Source organism: Bacteroides sp. B1-V-101 (assembly GCF_023656585.1).
Classification (GTDB): domain Bacteria; phylum Bacteroidota; class Bacteroidia; order Bacteroidales; family Bacteroidaceae; genus Bacteroides; species Bacteroides thetaiotaomicron.
The window spans coordinates 1-17,130 of record NZ_JAMOKH010000010.1 but is presented as its reverse complement, the minus strand read 5'-3'; the positions used below and the strand labels follow the sequence as shown (position 1 = coordinate 17,130).

At 42.4% G+C, this 17,130-nt stretch carries 11 protein-coding genes, 1 rRNA gene and 2 pseudogenes; 8 read left to right on the top strand and 6 right to left on the bottom strand.

Features of this window, described 5'->3' with window-relative positions:
• Positions 1 to 617: 617 nt before the first annotated feature.
• Entirely contained in the window at positions 618 to 1,625 is a 1,008-nt protein-coding gene (locus tag NBH01_RS09545) for an IS110 family RNA-guided transposase (protein WP_004307071.1), read from the bottom strand.
• A gap of 254 nt (positions 1,626 to 1,879) precedes the next feature.
• Positions 1,880 to 2,845 (bottom strand): annotated as a pseudogene (locus NBH01_RS09540) (IS110 family RNA-guided transposase).
• Between the two features lie 261 nt (positions 2,846 to 3,106).
• Here NBH01_RS09540 and NBH01_RS09535 point away from each other — a divergent pair.
• The 3 genes and pseudogenes from NBH01_RS09535 (at position 3,107) to NBH01_RS09525 (ending at position 4,680) form a co-directional block, all read left to right on the top strand.
• Positions 3,107 to 3,715: a master DNA invertase Mpi family serine-type recombinase gene (locus NBH01_RS09535; RefSeq protein WP_005680425.1), complete on the top strand. Its 609-nt coding sequence runs from the start codon at positions 3,107 to 3,109 to the stop codon at positions 3,713 to 3,715.
• A gap of 2 nt (positions 3,716 to 3,717) precedes the next feature.
• Positions 3,718 to 3,981: pseudogene (locus tag NBH01_RS09530) on the top strand (TaqI-like C-terminal specificity domain-containing protein); the annotation flags it as partial.
• A gap of 180 nt (positions 3,982 to 4,161) precedes the next feature.
• Positions 4,162 to 4,680, top strand: coding sequence for a TaqI-like C-terminal specificity domain-containing protein (locus NBH01_RS09525; RefSeq protein ID WP_225658679.1), 519 nt, complete (start codon positions 4,162 to 4,164; stop codon positions 4,678 to 4,680).
• Here the strand turns inward: NBH01_RS09525 and NBH01_RS09520 are convergent.
• Entirely contained in the window at positions 4,677 to 8,465 is a 3,789-nt protein-coding gene (locus NBH01_RS09520; RefSeq protein WP_250700080.1) for a type IIG restriction enzyme/methyltransferase, read from the bottom strand. The two genes, NBH01_RS09525 and NBH01_RS09520, sit on opposite strands and share 4 nt — an antisense overlap.
• 195 nt (positions 8,466 to 8,660) lie before the next feature.
• The gene (locus NBH01_RS09515) at positions 8,661 to 8,828 is read right to left on the bottom strand and encodes a hypothetical protein (protein ID WP_004311262.1); all 168 of its coding nucleotides are present in this window, start codon (positions 8,826 to 8,828) and stop codon (positions 8,661 to 8,663) included.
• Between the two features lie 298 nt (positions 8,829 to 9,126).
• Here NBH01_RS09515 and NBH01_RS09510 point away from each other — a divergent pair, with 298 nt between their 5' ends.
• Complete coding sequence (locus NBH01_RS09510) at positions 9,127 to 9,330, top strand: helix-turn-helix domain-containing protein (protein ID WP_083810220.1); 204 nt, start codon at positions 9,127 to 9,129, stop codon at positions 9,328 to 9,330.
• Positions 9,331 to 9,342: 12 nt separating this feature from the next.
• Positions 9,343 to 9,636 carry a helix-turn-helix domain-containing protein gene (locus NBH01_RS09505; protein WP_004311261.1) on the top strand — a complete coding sequence of 98 codons (294 nt, stop codon included), beginning with the start codon at positions 9,343 to 9,345 and terminating at the stop codon, positions 9,634 to 9,636.
• A gap of 64 nt (positions 9,637 to 9,700) precedes the next feature.
• On the opposite strand, the gene NBH01_RS09500 is transcribed toward NBH01_RS09505, so the two are convergent.
• Positions 9,701 to 10,912, bottom strand: a complete 1,212-nt coding sequence (locus NBH01_RS09500) for a site-specific integrase (protein WP_004311260.1) — start codon at positions 10,910 to 10,912, stop codon at positions 9,701 to 9,703.
• Positions 10,913 to 10,931: 19 nt separating this feature from the next.
• Positions 10,932 to 12,161: a site-specific integrase gene (locus NBH01_RS09495; RefSeq protein WP_011203099.1), complete on the bottom strand. Its 1,230-nt coding sequence runs from the start codon at positions 12,159 to 12,161 to the stop codon at positions 10,932 to 10,934.
• Between the two features lie 847 nt (positions 12,162 to 13,008).
• Here NBH01_RS09495 and NBH01_RS09485 point away from each other — a divergent pair.
• The 3 genes from NBH01_RS09485 to NBH01_RS09475 form a co-directional block, all read left to right on the top strand.
• Positions 13,009 to 13,413, top strand: a complete 405-nt coding sequence (locus NBH01_RS09485) for a hypothetical protein (protein WP_008762464.1) — start codon at positions 13,009 to 13,011, stop codon at positions 13,411 to 13,413.
• 92 nt (positions 13,414 to 13,505) lie between these two features.
• Positions 13,506 to 16,031: a leucine-rich repeat protein gene (locus NBH01_RS09480; RefSeq protein WP_008766626.1), complete on the top strand. Its 2,526-nt coding sequence runs from the start codon at positions 13,506 to 13,508 to the stop codon at positions 16,029 to 16,031.
• A gap of 767 nt (positions 16,032 to 16,798) precedes the next feature.
• Positions 16,799 to 17,130, top strand: a 16S ribosomal RNA gene (locus NBH01_RS09475); the annotation flags it as partial.

Here is a 17,130-nt window from a genome sequence, read left to right as displayed (position 1 = left end):
TTTTGCCGGCATTGACTATTTATGTCTATATATGACTATAACTGACAAGGTATTCCCTCATACATTTACTCTTTTTTTCTTTGCGGCGTAGGACGACAATCCGCCACCGGGAACGTCCGCCTGACCAAACACCCGGTTATCACATGGAATTAATGTATAAATCAGAAGTTATGGTTATGGACAGCATTGAAAGGAACCCCCAAATCCGTATCATATCGACGGGAAGAAGATGCCGGATATACGTTGCTGCTAAAGGTTCATATTTGAACCGCATTTCCGGGGACCGGAAAGAGGTGGCGCCCACAAGGACTTTTCATCACCGGTCGGAAAGTAAAAAGGCGATAACGGAGAAACGGTAAAAAATATATTGAACTCCTTCTTCAAACAGCTCCGGAGGGGGAGTCGGAAACCACGACACCCAGCCGGAAGTGCCTTTGGAAAGTATTTTGAACTGTATTTCAATAATTTGAGTTTCTGACAGGAAGCTATTTAAAATGGAAAGAAAAATGGACTATAATAAGAAAACTGAATATGGTTAACGATAATTAGTATATTTATGCAGTTGTCGTGCATGGAAAGCTCGTCGGGGCTGACTGCTCAGCCCCTATTCTTATGGATTACGCAAGCGAATTTTGATAATTTCTCGAAAAAAAAGCATCCGTCCTAATTACAGCGAACATAATCGTAACTAATTTCGCTCTAACTGCATTCAGAACCGACATCTTATTTTTTCCCTCTTCGACCTTTCTGTCATAATATTTCTTCAATGGACTATTTTTCACTTGTGAAACAGATAGTGCCGCCATATGTAGCAAATGCTTGATGCTTTTGTCAGCCCTATTAGATACTCTATTTTTAGAACGTTGGCTACTTCCTGACACATAGACGAACGGAACAACTCCTGCATGACAGCAAAACTTCCTGGGATCAGTAAAAGAAGTGAAAGCATCTGTTTCCATGATCATCTTCAGTGCAACACGTTCCCCAACTCCATCCACAGACATGAGTAAATCCATTTGATGAGCAATGACAGGTGCTTGATTTATAAGTTCTTTTATTTCAAGGTCTATTTGTGCTATGTAATCCGTAAATGTATTGATAATCCCTTCAACTCTATTGCATTTAGCAATATATATTGAGTGTTCCATATAGTCTACCTGATCTTTTAGCTGGGATTGATATTTAGCCCTATCTGCAACAAGCATACTGCGTTCTGTTGATAAGTTTTTGAGTTTTTGTATTATAAGCTCTGATGCGGTATACGGTTGTAGGCAATCATTATATCTTTCTGCATACATTGCTATTCGGCAGGCATCTATTTTATCATTTTTGCCACGAGGTATTCCATGACAATATTTTATTTTAGCTGCATCTTCCAAACATAAGTAGACTCCTATACTTTTTGTTGCACAGACCAAAGGATAGGTATATTGCCCTGTATGTTCCGCACAGACAACCAAACTGTCCTCAGAGAGGAAAAATTTCTCAAACGTTCTTGTTAACCAAGATTTAATAGAGGATAGATCATTAGGAATAACATCATAAAGGATGTCCTTACCGTTACTCCTTAAACATAAATCCAATTTTTTCTTACTCACATCAACTCCTAAATAAAAAACTTTCATACTTTTGTTTTTGAACATTAAACAAAAAAGAAAGGACCTGAACTTGACCTAATAATCTTAAACAGGTTTACTGAAATTCTTATATGGGTTTGAGTTCAAGGAAGGAGCAAAAGGACCGAATAGGGACTTAGACTTGACTTCTATTGCCGCTGATGGTTTTCCTTTTGCTTTCCTTTCAATATCAATTCAAAGATAAATATTTTGATGCTGCAAATCTAAGGTTGCCGCATGGCGTTCCCTCCGCAGATGAGTATTTACGGTTTCTCGGACTTGAACCCATCGACATACGGTTTTCCTTGCGTGACCACAGCGAAGGCTTGCCTTATAAGTTTGTTGGCGACAGCAACGACCGCCACCTTGCCTGGCTTGCCGTTAGACCGCAAACGGTCGAAACAAGCCTTGCACTCGGCATTACACCTGAGTGACGAGAAAGCCGCCACATAGAGCTGGCTTCTGAGGTTTGAATCCCCGTTCTGGTTGATGTGACCTTTGACATTGACTGACGTACCGAACTGTTGGTAAATAGGTGACAGGCCCAGATAACGGGTCAGTTGCTTGGCATTATCAAAATAGGTGAACCCGCCTGTGGCCACGATAAGCGCGGCTGCCAGTGTAACACCGATGCCTTTGATGGAGGTGAGCAAGTCCATCTGTTTCCTGTACTCGCCTTACGCCAAGGAAGTGATATTCTCTTCCATTGCCTTGATTTGCTTCTCGAGGAAAGCAATCGTCTTTTCGATGGTTTTCTTGCATTCAGGGTCAAAAGAAGAAAGAACTCCATCGAGCCTTTAAGGTTGCGTGTTGCCACAAGTTGCTTCTTTAGCTGGCGTAGTACCGTTCGTTTCTGCTTCAGTACGAGGATTGAGTCACTGCGGAGCTTATAAGGATCCGGCTGCATCCTCTCCCCGTACAGGGCTATCAGACGGGCATCTATCTCGTCCGTCTTGGTGACGGAGAGCATGGCACGGGCGAAGTTCTTTATCTTCAGCGGATTCTCAAGGCTGACGGTTATCCCTGCTTCGGAAAGCAGATAGACGAGCAACGCACTGTAATTGCCTGTGGCTTCTAATACTCAATGGTGCTCTGCTACTGAAATGGTTTGGATGAACTCATGGACACCCTTAACCGTGGTTCTTGAATGTTTTTGTCCTGCCGGTCTTGGCGGACGAATAAGCGACAACAAAGGTCGCCTTGCTGACATCGATTCCAACGTAGGTCATAGTCTGAAACTTTAATTAAACAACATCACTACATCGTGAGCCATCATTACGAATGCGGGGGCTCAAAAGCCCATTGAACTATCCGGTTTCTGATGTAAGAGTGTGGGGGCTAAACATTTTTCACGGTCTTTACGACTAATGGAAATTGAAAGTTCATTAAAAACGAAATGGCAAAGAATTAAATGTAAAATCAACGCTCTCTTAGGTTTCTATAGAAAAACTATCCATATTATATATCTATAAACATTTATAATTAGACATATGATATACGGATACATTAGAGTAAGCAGTGATAAGCAGACAGTAGAAAACCAACGTTTTGAAATCAAGAATTTCTGCGACAATCAAAACATAAAAATTGATGGTTGGATAGAGGAAACCATTAGTGGAACAAAAGCCTATAACAAACGTGAACTCGGAAAATTGCTCAATAAGGTACAGAAAGATGATTTGATTATCTGCGCTGAATTGTCCAGATTGGGTCGTAATCTCTTTATGATAATGGAAATTCTGAATATTTGCATGAGCAAGGAATGTAGGGTTTGGACTATCAAAGACAACTATAAGTTAGGAGAGGACATTCAAAGTAAAGTGTTGGCTTTTGCTTTTGGACTGTCAGCAGAGATTGAACGTAACCTTATTAGCCAACGAACAAAAGAAGCCTTAGCACGAAAGAAAATAGAAGGGGTAATATTAGGACGTCCTAAAGGGAAAAAAAGTGCTCCAGAGAAGTACAAACTCCACGATAAGAGGATTCTCATACAAGAACTATTGAAAGCTGAAGTTTCACAACGCAAAATCGCTAAAATTTGTAAAGTGGATAGAAATACGCTCGCTCGATTTATTAAGACTTTTATGGTAGAAGCATAAGGAGCGATTTCGTGCAGCAACAAGGCGTGAAGTGTAACTTTGCAGATTCTATCCCGTGGGTGATATTGTCTCCCATTGAACAAAGTATCAGGCGTAAGATTGAATCTATTGGTACACCACTCAAAGATTGGGATATAAACATTTATCGTGGAGTCCTTACCGGGTATAACGATGCGTTTATCATATCTACCGAAAAGCGTGATGAGATATTGGCGAATTGCCAGACAGAAGGCGAGCGTGTTCGGACGGCTGAACTTATACGACCCAATACTTGGCCCCCCAACGTTGCATAGCATACCACTCATATCGAATTCCTGTCTCTGCTTTGTTTCGTTTAGAAAGTGGTTCTTTATATTCCAACATATGGTTATATACAGCAGGATATTGTTCTTTAAACGCTTTTTCTGCCTTTTCAGAAGCACCAGTTATAGATTCATCAAATTGGTATGGGAAATGCCAAGGGATATATATTAGCCATTGCCCTGCCCAGTCATATCCATACCTCTTTATATCTCTGCCACGAAGAATCGGAGGATTTTTCTAAGCCAAAAATTGTATGGAAAATAATCGGAAACCAAATGGCTTTTGCATATGATGCCAACAATTATGTAATGAACAATGCCTGTTATATTATGACAGGCGATCATTTGGATTATCTGTTGGCAGTATTGAATTCACAAGCTATAACATGGTATAGCTATGTGACTAATATGAATAAAACTGGCGTTGGAGATGTTCAAGTTGGAGGTCAAAATATAGCGACTTTCCCTATACCTTTTTATGATGCCAATAAAATAGAACTCATTGAATTAGCAGAACTTGCAAACAGTATAATAAATAAAAATATCAATCTACCATTTATTGACTCTAAAATAGAGGGTTTGGTTTCAATGATATATGGATTCACGAGTGAAGAAACTAATTTTCTACATTCATTTGTTTCTTCACTCCGAAAGTCTATTTAGACAATTTGCTGGTTTTCAATATATTGAATTTCATCTGAGGTAAGTTTATAAACATCATACATCAACTTATTGCTAAAACATTCAAAATCCGTAATGCTCATCTTGCCTACTTTCAAATCATTGAAAGCAGCAAGATGAGTATTTAGTTGTTCAGTAGATAGCTTAGCAACAATAAGCTGTTCTATGGTATACTTTTTCCATCTAATAGTCCCTACTCCTGTAGTTGTCCCTACTTTAGAAAACAACCATTCAGACACGGACGAATTTAAAGCAGACAAAAGGTATTCAATACACTCGCCTTTCATGTAAAAAGAAGTTGCTTCTGGTATATATTCTCCCAAAAAGTCGAAAGCAAATTTTGATTTATCAGATATTTCTCCCCATATGATTTTTGGCTTAGAAAAATCCTCCCAATAACTGATGCTATCTTGTGTTTCAAACCACTCGTTACTAGTTTTCTTTCGGGCTTTTATTTTTTTGCCATTAACAATATGAGTTTCTCCTGTTTGTTCTAAACGCTCTATGCCAATTGACAGAAGATAATTTTTCACCGCAGGATAACTTTCTATATCATAATGCCGCGAAGGAAATGTGGCTATAATCCACAAGTCCGCCCATTCATATTCATATCTCTTGATATCCCTGCCACGAAGAATCGGTCGTATAAGTTCAGCCGTCCGAACACGCTCGCCTTCTGTCTGACAATTCGCTAGTATCTCATCACGCTTTTCGGTAGAAATGATAAAAGCATCATTGAAACCAGTTTTTATCCCATAGTTGATTTGGATGTTCCAATCCTTCAAGGGTATTCCCACAGACTCAATCTTCTGCTTGATGCTCTGTTCAATGGGAGACAATATCACCCATGGGATAGAATCTGCAAAGTTACACTTCACGCCTTGTTGCTGCACGAAATCGCTCAAATTATTCAAGCCATTCGAATCTTGTACCAAACAAGCTTGTGTGTTAAAAATATTTGCTGCTTTTTGAGATAAAAGAATATTTGCTTCTACCGTTATTGCATCGAATATTTTTATACCTGCAAAATCTACCAACATAATAGGATTGGTCTTGCTTGCGAAATAACCTCGCAAGGCTTCACCATACCCTGCACGCATCCATTTATTAGACGTGATATAGCAAAGAAAACCATTGGGAGTAAGCAGGTTCATACCCAACTCATAGAAGAGGCAGTAAATATCACCAGTGCGTGCATAAGTTATGTAACCCATGCATTCTAATACATCGGCACTCTTACCCATAGATTGTAACTGAATGTAAGGTGGATTGCCAATGATACAGTCAAATCCCAAGAAGTTGCCTTCGGCATCGAGTACTTCTGGAAACTCTATACGCCATTCGAATGCACCAAGATAAATTTTGTTGGAGCGTATTTCCTCAAATATATTTTCTAAAGTCGCAATTTCTTTCTTTAAATCGGCAATGCGCTTGTCCGACGTTTTCTTTTCCTTTTTTGTCGGTTCAAACAGTTGAGGCGCTTGTAAGTTTGCCAACTCAGAGCGGCGTTTGTTCAATCTAACCAATCGTGCATCCCGGCGGTTGATCTCTGTTTTCAGTTTCGACTTGATTTCTGTTATAAACGTTTCCAAATCCTGCTTTTCGCTTTTACTTTGGGCATTTTTATATTTAGCTACAGCCTCCTTATATTGGCTGATGCTGATACTAGACTCTCGCAGTACGGTCTGAATACTGTCTGTCAAAGCGAATCGGTGAAGCAAAGAATTTCCACATTTGATGTTAATGTCGATATTTGGTAAGGTTTCTAAATAAGTGTAATTACTTTCAGCCGTATAGTAAGCATTCTTCAACAATTCAATCCACAGTCGTAGGCGGCAAATCTTCACAGAGTTGGGGTTAATATCAACGCCAAATAAACAGTTCTCAATGATTTGACGCTTCTCCTTGAAAAGAGTTTCCTGCATGCGGCGACTTTCCGCATTGAGTGGGTTGTAAGCAAATAAATTACCTTCGGTATCGGTAACAATCAGCTCGTCATTTTCAATGGCAAGTTGATAGTCCGCTTTGCGGATACGCTTACCGGTAGCATCTACCAAAATACCTAATTCGTATTTCAAGAGTATCAGTTCATTGAGAGCAGACACAAGAAAGTGACCCGAACCAACAGCTGGATCACACAGTCGCAAACTGTTAATTAGTTCATTAGCTTCGACTATATTGTCAATATGGTTGTATAGTTCTATACGGGTGGTACAATTCCAGCCATAATAACCATTAAACTTTTGCAACACGGTCTTGGTGATTGCTTCACGGCACATGAACATAGTGATAAAGCCTGGAGTGAATACTGAACCATCCTTGTGACCATTTATTTTCTCGAATATAAGCCCTAAAACAGAAGCATTGATGAGTGTTTTAGCCTCTTCTTGCACTTCTTCACTGCCTTCGCTCGCAAAGTTATAAGCGTCGAGAAAAGCAAACAAATATTGCAGGGTGGGTAATGCGTTGACTTGTAGATTGCGTTTTTTATTTCGTAATACGCTACTCGCCAAGACAGGAAGTACCGTACGTTGTGAAAGGCTGTTTATCTTAATTGTTTTACTTTCCAAATCTGTCACCTCGAAAAGAGAACTGTTAAGATAGGGAACGTAAGCAAAATCACGCATAATGGAGTGTGTGCGGCTGCCCATGTCACGTGCAAGCACTTGGAAAAAGAGTGTGTTGAGATCATCATAGTCATGAATCTTAGTTATTGAAAGAAATTTATAGATTGCATCTCCATTGTGGTATTTCAACATCTGAGCCTCCAACAGTTTCAAGAAAAGGATACGATTCATCCAAGTAATACACAATTCCATTGCAACATTGAATAACCGTTCCTCATAATCATTCCCATACAAACTACCATTTATGTGACGCAAACAATCTTCTGCATCCAGTTGGTTAATAGTATTCTCTAGTAATGAAGCCTCGTCACGCCGTTCCACAGCTTTGCGTACAATCACGGTTTTATTATTCTCTTTGCGTTCCTCAATACCAATAATGTGTAGCAGCTCAGTGTAGAATCCACGGTTGAGCGAATTGCTGTCATTTTGGAACGATAGCTTCAAAAGATGTGTATCGCTGAATATCTTATAAAGTTCGATAAGTTTGCGTGAAGCGCTACCGTCTGTTCTATCAAGCAGGTGTTGATAGTCTTGTAAGTTGAAGTAAGTGTATTCAAGGCTATCTTTCACCTCCTCAATATAGGTTGTTGCAATTTCAGTATAGAAGAAATCGGTTTTGTTACTGGTTTTGCGTCCATCCACAAAGTCTTGAAACTCACGACGTAATTGTTTGTTCTGATAGAATTTGCGTTCAAACTCATGGGCATCAAAAATAAAGAATTCATGAATATTAGTAGCGATGAGATATTTAATATCATTGTTCTTCTTATTGACACGTTCTTTAAGATAGTATAGCAATAATTCCTGCAAAGCCTTACGATTAAGATTGTCATTAGAAATCATCTCACCTTTGCTGGTGGTACTCTTTACTTCAATCAATAACCCTATATTGGACTTGATAGTTTTATCCAATCGGATAGCCAAATCAATATCTTCTTCGGGAGCCATGTAGTATGGCTTGTAGAACGTTTCACTCAGAAAATTACGTAAATGTTCTTTTTGCGTGTGTTCTCTTTGCCCATCCACAATATTGTCTCTCAATGTGCGAAGGGCATTTTTGAATAAGTCAAAATCTGTTGTTTCAATCGCAACCTGTCTATATGCTTTGTTCAAAACTTGATTCGGTTTGAGTAGTCCCATAATGTTTGGTAAATGAGTTAATAAAATACAAAGGTAGTCTAAAAACTTGATAATAAAGAATGAACGTATTGGTTTAACGAAAGTTTGTTCTACTGCCAGCCATTATCAACAAACAATAGCAACAGTAGATTTGACATGATTCTACTTATTATATTGTAATAGCCAGCCAAAGTAATCTTTTCACATCCGGATCTATCACAGGTTGGATAAGTTGTTAACCTGAAGGTAACCGACCTGATGGTATAGGAACAGGAAGAAGTCTGTAATCATGGCATTTACCCGGATAGAGAAGCCACATTTTTTATTGCCGGACTTCCGGCATTGCCTCATCCATGTGTGAAAAGGAGTTTTTTCTTTCACCACAACGTTCCTTTCACATACCCAAAGGGGGTAGTGGATCCAGACCTGCTTCGGCTTTCTTTTTCCTTCCCATATGACAAAAACCGACTATCCATGACTATTCCTGCCAGTGTGCCGGTCGTGCTTGCCTCTCATGGTTTCTTCCCTTATATTCGCACTGATATTTAAACGAGTTGAAAATATGGAAATATGCTACATCGAGGCCGGTGTCCTTGAGAGGATGCTGGCGCGCGCCGAGAACCTGTCCGCACGTGTGGACAGATTGTATGAGAGAAACCGCTGTAAGGAACCCGGAGAGTGACTGGACGGCCAGGATGTCTGCCTGCGCCTTGACATCTCGCCGCGTACCCTGCAGACTCTCCGCGATACCGGACGGCTGGCGTTCACCCGCCTCCAGCGCAAGTTCTATTACAAGCCCGGGGATGTGGAGAAGCTGATGGCCTACGTCGGCATCAGACGCAAGGAGAAGGAGGTGAGAGAAAGAAGGAAGAACGGAAACCTTTAAAGAGCGGAAGAGATGGAAGGCATTATCGACAAGGAGAACGAACGTGTCCGCAGGTTCTTTGCCCTGCTGGACGACATGGAGAAAAAAGTGGAACGTCTTGCCCGTGACAACCGTCCTCCCTTCAACGGGGAACGGTTCCTGACCGACAGGGAGCTTTCCGGGATGTTGAAGATCAGCCGCAGGTGCCTGCAGGATTACAGGGACCAAGGACGGATTCCCTATATCCAGCTTGGCGGGAAGATCCTGTACAGGCAGTCGGACATCGAGAGGCTGCTGGAGGAGAACTATCACCCTGCATTGGTATAATATCGTATTTAAGTTTAAGGATTGTCGCCGGAATTGCATTTACGATTCCGGCGGCAGTTTTTATTTAGCCTGCGGCTTCCTTGCCGGCCGCGGGCTTTCTTCTTTCCATCAGCCGGTTCATGTCCGAGGATATCTTCCGGTCGGTGACCTGGGCGTAGACCTGCGTGCTGTCGATGTTCGTATGGCCCATCATCCTGGCGATGCTCTCTATCGGAATACCTGCGGTCAGTGTCAGGGTCCCGAACGAATGCCGGGCCATGTGGTAGGACAGGTTCTCTTTCATGCCTAATGCCACGCCCATTCCATGTACCTCATACCAGAGGACGTCGCGGACCGGCAGCGGGAATACCGGCCTGTCGTCATCCGTGGTGTTGTAAAGCTCCAGTATCTGTCCGGCTATGGGATGCAGCGGGATGAACGCCTCCACGTCCGTTTTGGCGCGGCGGATGCGGATATACCTTCTTCCTTCCGAAGTCGTTCCGATGTGACGGGGATGGAGAGCCCTCGTATCCGCGTAGGCCAGACCGGTCAGCGAGGAGAAGATGAACGTCCTGCGTGCCAGCTCCATCATCGGGTCGGGCAGCGGGGTTTCCATCATCCGCTTCAGTTCACTGCGGCTGATATGCCTTAGTTTAGGTGTTTCTTTCCTCTCGTATGCCACGTCCTCTATCGGATTGGCTCTTAGTATTTCCCGGTCCACGGCGATGTAGATGAGCCGGTTGAGCCAGCACAGGCAGTGGTTCACGTGTCCGTTCCTGTGTCCCAGCTCCTTCTTGAGAAAGACCTTGAACGATTCGGCGAACTCCTCGGTGATGTCCGAAAAGGCGATGTCCTTCATCCCGCGGGATTCGATGAACTGCCTGAGGTTGAGCTGGGTGGTCTTCGACTGGCGGTAGGTGGAAGTGGAGTTGATCTCCTTGGAGCGGACCCTGAGCCGTTCGCGTTCCACCTCTCCGGCCTGCAGGAGGTATTCCGGTACGGAATTGGCGCCTGACACGGTGGTCTTGAGCAGTTCGGCCGTGACCACTCCCTGGTTCCTCAACAGGTTCCCGTACGCCTCTTCCAACCGGCTGCGGAAGGCGGCAAGGCGGTTGTTCTCCCTGGCTGTTTTGATTTCACACTTCTTGCTGTCCCAGTCCCCGGGTTTGCAATAGACGCCTGTCGTGACTGCCGATTTCTTTCCGTCGATGCTGATCCGGCAGAGGACGGCGGTCGTGCCGTCCGATTTCACCTTGTTACGGTTGATGTAGAATAAGAGCTTGAATGTACTGCGCATGATAATGATTGTTTAGGGATTAAAGGATAAGTTTCAAATCGCGGGTTGCCTCGACGAACCTGTCCATGTCCTCGAACAGCTTCTTCGGGGTTACGCGCGCGTATATCTGGGTGGTCTTTATGTTGGAGTGTCCCAGCATTTTGCAGATGGTCTCTATCGGCACTCCCTCCTCGAGCGTGACCAGCGAGGCGAAAGAATGCCGTCCCATGTGGTAGACAAGGTCCTGGCTCAGCCCTGCCATCAGGCGCAGGGATTTCATATTGGCCCTGAGCGTGTGGTAGTCCTGCGGCGGGAAAAGAGTTTCGCGGGTATCGTCCCGGTATTTCTCAATCAACGCGACGGCTTCCGGAAGCAGCTTGACACGTCCGAGGTAGTCGGTTTTCTTTCGCTGGTATTTCAGCCAGAGGCTGCCCTCGTCATCCCGGAAGAGGTTCTTCCGGGTGATGCTTACCGCATCGGCATAGGCGGTGCCGGTGTAACAGGCGAAGAGGAAGAGGTCCCGGGTGATGACATGTGACCTGCGTTTTTCCGGTATCTCCAGATCACGCAGCTTCTCGAGATTCTCACGGCTGAGTGCTTTCGGTGTTGTCTCCTTCTGCTTGGGCAGCTTGAAGTGGCAGAAATGGTATTTCTCCGAGTGGCCCTCCTTGTAGGCGATGCGGCAGATCTTTTTCAAGATGGCCAGGTAGCCGCGAAGCGTGTCCACGGCATATCCCTTTTCCAGAAGGATGAAATCCTGATAGTCGCGGATGAACTGCTCGTTGAGCTGCCCGAAGACAAGGTCCGGAACCTTGAATTTCGCCTTGATGAATTCGGAAAGCGTGCGGTAGGTGAAGAGGTAGGTCGAGAGTGTGGTGGGCGCACGGTCCACACCGACACGGGCCTTCATTTCCCCGTTATGCCGGTCGAGAAGTTTGAGCAGGGTCATCTGCATGCCCGCATTGCCCTGGAACATGTCCCTGACCGCGGCGGCATCAAAATCCCTTTTTCTTTCCATGAGGGAATTGAAGGCCGAGTGTACGGCAAGCAGCAGTCTTTCTATTTTTTCATTGGTCTCCACCGCTTCCCGGCTCTTGCCGTTCAGCCGGCTCTCACGCGCGTTCCACAGCCCGGGGGTGCAGGAGAGCTTGCAGCTGAACTGCGCCATCGTGCGGTTGAGGGTGATCCGTCCCATGATCGGGGCTTTGCCGGTCTTGTCCGGCTCGCTCTTTTTCAGGTAGAGCAGCACCTTGAATTTTTCCACTTTCATAACGCTCTTTTTTAGGTTGTAAAAATACTCCTTTGAAAAGCGTCCTTTGGCATGCAAAACATTGAGAAACAGTGAATACAAATCCGCTTTGTTCTTATCGGTAAAAATTCGGTTACCTGCCGTCGTTTCCGAAACAGGCGGCTAACAGTCTGGTAACTGAAACGTCGCAATATTTTGTTTTCTTTTGCAGGTCTGTCTGTTCTGCAATTCTCGCAAAATGCTTAATTATAAACGTTTTACGTTTAATTATCGTCATTCTGTTTTTTATTGCATTTCTAAATATTACTTATACAGCACGCCACACTTGGGCTACACTTGCCAAATATTGCCAGGTTCCCGAAGAGGTGATTTCCGAAGGACTGGGACATTCTTCACTTGAAGTCACACGGACGTATCTCAAGAGTTTTGAAGGGGAGGAACTTAATCGGGCAAATATAGTCGTTAATAATTACATAATCACAGGGGAAAAGAGAATGTGGAATGAAGCTTAAGATGCTGTTACTTCGTAAGTAACAGAGAGTTATCGATGCTGCAAAGATATAAGAATTTTAATAAAAAATATATTATTTACAAAGTTATTTTCATTAGATCACTAAAAAAGTTTCGACACAAGGCAAAAAACAAGGATAGGGATACATACTAGTTGCAAGAGTTATGAAAACGCATATAACTTTTTCTTCCCACTTTGAAATGAATAAAGCGGAATACACTGCTATTTGTCTTTCTTGACTTAAATAATCTGTTGATAATCAGGATTATGGTAGAACTGCGCTCTGTTCTGTCATAAAACAAGTTTCTGTTACTTACGAAGTAATTTTCGCCTATACAAACGGACAACTTAAGTATAATGAAGCAAAAAAATAAATTCATAAAAGAGCGTCTTAAGCACAAACAGGAGCAGCTTTCCATGCAGGCAATCAGACAGGAACGTCTTAACCGTACCATGCAAAATACCAAAGATGATATTGATCAGCTCATCTATGCCCTTCACGAACTGGAAGAAGCCGAAAAAGGTAATCATAAACGTCATACTATTCCTTATAATGAAGTCTTCAGTTTCTTTACGCGCATCTGCCGTCTGTTCGACTATCTTCAACACCGTTGCCATAAATATTTTAATTACCGGCTGACCTGCCTTGTGATACACGCCCATTACCGATTTCGCAGCCGGACACGGGCACCCGGTCGTGAGTATCTTAGTCCCGGAACCATACTTACCTATTTCAAGCATGAATGGGAAATGGTTGTATAACTTCGAACTTAAAATAATCATTGCATTTATAACACTTCTTTTTTCTTAGGGATCTGATAGCGATTTACATTATTAATTAATAACTAGAGAATATGGGAAAATTAAAACATTTAGGTATGTCACTCCTCTTGGCAACAACATTTTTCAGTTGCGGAGATGACTATGACGACACTGCTTTGCGCAACGATGTGAACGACCTTAAATCGAGAGTAGAAAAACTGGAATCATGGTGCAGCACTACCAATACACAGATCAGCGCCTTGCAGGGACTGGTTTCAGCATTGGAACAGAATGACTATGTGACCGGAGTTACTCCTATTGTAGAAGGATCAGTAGAAGTGGGTTACACTATCACTTTCACTAAAAGCAAGCCCATCACCATCTATCACGGCAAGGATGGTAAGAACGGTGCTGACGGTATAAACGGTGTCGACGGCATCACCCCTCTTATTGGTGCGGAGAAAGATACCGACGGTATATATTATTGGACTATAAAGCTCGGTGATGCCGATTCTGCATGGTTGACTGATGTTGATAACAATAAAATACCTACTACCGGTAAAGATGGAGAAAATGGAAACGATGGTGAACCTGGAAACAATGGTGAGCCTGGTAAGGATGGTGAGCCCGGTCATTCTCCCGTTATCAGTGTAGATACGTTTGAAGGCAAACTGTACTGGAAAGTAGATGATGAATGGTTACTGGACAGTAATAGTAATAAAGTGGCTGCCACCGGTGAAAAGGGAGATACCGGTTCCGCTGGGAAAGACGGGGAGAAAGGTCCGCAAGGTGAGCAGGGGGATTCTGTTTTCAAAAAAGACGGTGTGAAAATAGAAGACGGCAAAGTGATCTTCACATTAGCAAATGGAAAGGAATTCACGCTTCCGATGCTAGTTGACGGCCTCGCTGTGGGTATTGGTGGCAGCGATTTGTTCTATGCATCGCCTTCAGACAATTCTATAGATGTCACTTTTGCTTCTACTATGAAAGAGGAAGATTATAAATCCATTGTTGCTACTATTACGAATGGTAATGAAGCAGACTGGATTATTAAAAGTCGTGGTGCGGTAGATACATGGAAAGTAGCAGTAACGGAACCGACTTTCACCGGCACAGACGGAACATATACTCCGGGAAGTGCAAAGATTACTATTACCCCTCCGGCAAATGTCAAACTGTCGGATACAGCTCTATTGACGGTGACAGTGACTGACGCTAATGATGGTACAATATCAGTTTCGAGAGAAGTGAAATATTTTGATGGTGAGATAGTGGCATGTACCGGAGGTGATTTAAGTATCAAAGGATTGGATACATCTGTGAAAAGACTGGCCCTAAAGGGCTCTATTACGGTAGAAGATTTTAAATATATCAGAGAATCATTAACTGCACTTGAAGTGCTGGATATTTCGATGACCGACTTGACTGAACTGCCGGATCGTGCATTACGTTTCGGTGGTGATACACCAAACACTTCATTGAAAGCAGTCAGACTGCCTTTATCTATGAAAACTATCGGTTATGCAGCTTTCACTAATTGCAGAGCATTGACAAGTATTGATACTGAGAATGTGGAAATCATAGGTGAATGGGCATTCGAACAATGCCGCGGTTTGGTGGAAGTGAAATTGCACGACGGATTGAAAGAGATTCGTAGACAAGCCTTCAATAACTGTATTTCACTGACATTGATAGATATTCCAGGTAGTGTAACAGATTTGGGCAAAAATACAGAAGTATCTACGTCACAGTATGAAGGTTGGGTGTTTGAAAACTGTACGAACTTAAGTACGATCACTTTGCATGAGGGTTTGAAGAAATTATATGTCTCAACCTTTTCTCGTTGTGGAGTCGTATCTATCAATATACCTACGACAGTAACAGATATCCCTGACTATGCTTTTCAGGAATGTCAGAATCTGGAGCGCGTCACATGGCATAATGGTATCACTCAGATAGGGGAGGCTGCATTTTTAAGATGCCGTTCATTAAAGGCTATTACTATTCCTACAGGAGTAACAGTACTCAGGAATAATCTATTTGATGAATGTGCGAATTTGCAGTATGTGACATTACATCATAATATCACTGAGATACAAGTAAGAGCTTTCTCTTATTGCACTTTACTTAAGTCAGAGTTTTTCCCTTACGAAGATGCTTATATAGATAGAGCAGCACTCCCCAATGCACTGCAAACTTTAGGAGCAGGTGTATTTACGGATTGTAAGAACATGGAAAGTATTAATATGCAACGTACACAGGTGAAAAATATACTCAGGAATACATATTCCGGATGTAGTGGTATAACTACCTTCTATTATCCGAATGTAGTAGAAACAATCGGTGAGTTTGCTTTTTCAGGTTGTTCTGCGTTAGTGGGATCTTTTTTCCCGGCTTCATTAACATCCATTGAAACAAATGCATTCCACTTATGTACGAAAATGAGCCAAGTTTACTGTTTGGGAAGTACTCCACCTACGCTTGGTACGGCTGCTTTTGATTCTTCTCTAAAATCAATAAGTACACTATTTGTGCCAGAGGCTGCGATTTCGGCATATAGTAGCAGTAGTTGGAATCCCTATTTTAAAGAAATAAAGAAAGATTTACTCCATCCATAAAATTCAGAAATTCAAATGATAACCAGGTTCCGTTGCTTTTCTTGGCAAGAAAGGTGGCGGAATCTTTGTTTTGTTACACTGTTCCGGCAATTCGATATAATAAAACTTAAACAGATTCTTCCATTTTTTTTATTATCTTTTTTATTCCATACGTTTGTAAATGGCAAGCTTTTCCGCAAGTTTGTATATTATTCACGCTCACTGATTCATCGATATTAATTTTGTAGTCGTGATTTTTATCTATTCAATCCTTTACTCACGCGTGAATATATATTAATGTATAAAGAAAATAGCTTTTACAATTACAGTAGAAAAAGATACTCTACAATATCATTGTCAATCAGGTGGTTACAGAAAAGTTTCAAAAAAGTGGTAGAAAATAGTCAGATATATTTGGATTGTATAGCAAAACCTCGTACTTTTGCACCCGCTTTCCAAGAGAGGGACGGCCTAACAATTGACATTCTGCTAAAGTTTAAGGCTTCAGAAAATAAAAACAAAAAAACTTCGAAAAAAGTTTGGAAGTTATCTGAAAAGGTCCTTATCTTTGCATCCGCTTTCGCTAAGAAAGCAGCGCGACAGAAGTCACGTTAGTTCTTTGAAATATTGATAAACAATACAAGTAGTACAAGAAAAAAATAGAACCGTCAATACTTGTCTTATATATATTAATATGTGTGAGGCGTAAGGTATTAATGAAATCAATAAATTGTACGGCATCCTGAACAGAGCAAAAAGCAGCAGCAATGCTGATTAACAATACTTTTACAATGAAGAGTTTGATCCTGGCTCAGGATGAACGCTAGCTACAGGCTTAACACATGCAAGTCGAGGGGCAGCATTTCAGTTTGCTTGCAAACTGGAGATGGCGACCGGCGCACGGGTGAGTAACACGTATCCAACCTGCCGATAACTCGGGGATAGCCTTTCGAAAGAAAGATTAATACCCGATAGTATAATGAAACCGCATGGTCTTATTATTAAAGAATTTCGGTTATCGATGGGGATGCGTTCCATTAGGCAGTTGGTGAGGTAACGGCTCACCAAACCTTCGATGGATAGGGGTTCTGAGAGGAAGGTCCCCCACATTGGAACTGAG

Excerpts from the sequence above, each read along its gene's own strand:
- NBH01_RS09500 (WP_004311260.1), bottom strand. The coding sequence starts at position 10,912 with ATGCGCAGTACATTCAAGCTCTTATTCTACATCAACCGTAACAAGGTG.
- NBH01_RS09525 (WP_225658679.1), top strand. The coding sequence starts at position 4,162 with ATGGGAAATGCCAAGGGATATATATTAGCCATTGCCCTGCCCAGTCAT.
- NBH01_RS09495 (WP_011203099.1), bottom strand. The coding sequence starts at position 12,161 with ATGAAAGTGGAAAAATTCAAGGTGCTGCTCTACCTGAAAAAGAGCGAG.
- NBH01_RS09485 (WP_008762464.1), top strand. The coding sequence starts at position 13,009 with ATGAAGCAAAAAAATAAATTCATAAAAGAGCGTCTTAAGCACAAACAG.
- NBH01_RS09545 (WP_004307071.1), bottom strand. The coding sequence starts at position 1,625 with ATGAAAGTTTTTTATTTAGGAGTTGATGTGAGTAAGAAAAAATTGGAT.
- NBH01_RS09520 (WP_250700080.1), bottom strand. The coding sequence starts at position 8,465 with ATGGGACTACTCAAACCGAATCAAGTTTTGAACAAAGCATATAGACAG.
- NBH01_RS09505 (WP_004311261.1), top strand. The coding sequence starts at position 9,343 with ATGGAAGGCATTATCGACAAGGAGAACGAACGTGTCCGCAGGTTCTTT.
- NBH01_RS09535 (WP_005680425.1), top strand. The coding sequence starts at position 3,107 with ATGATATACGGATACATTAGAGTAAGCAGTGATAAGCAGACAGTAGAA.
- NBH01_RS09480 (WP_008766626.1), top strand. The coding sequence starts at position 13,506 with ATGGGAAAATTAAAACATTTAGGTATGTCACTCCTCTTGGCAACAACA.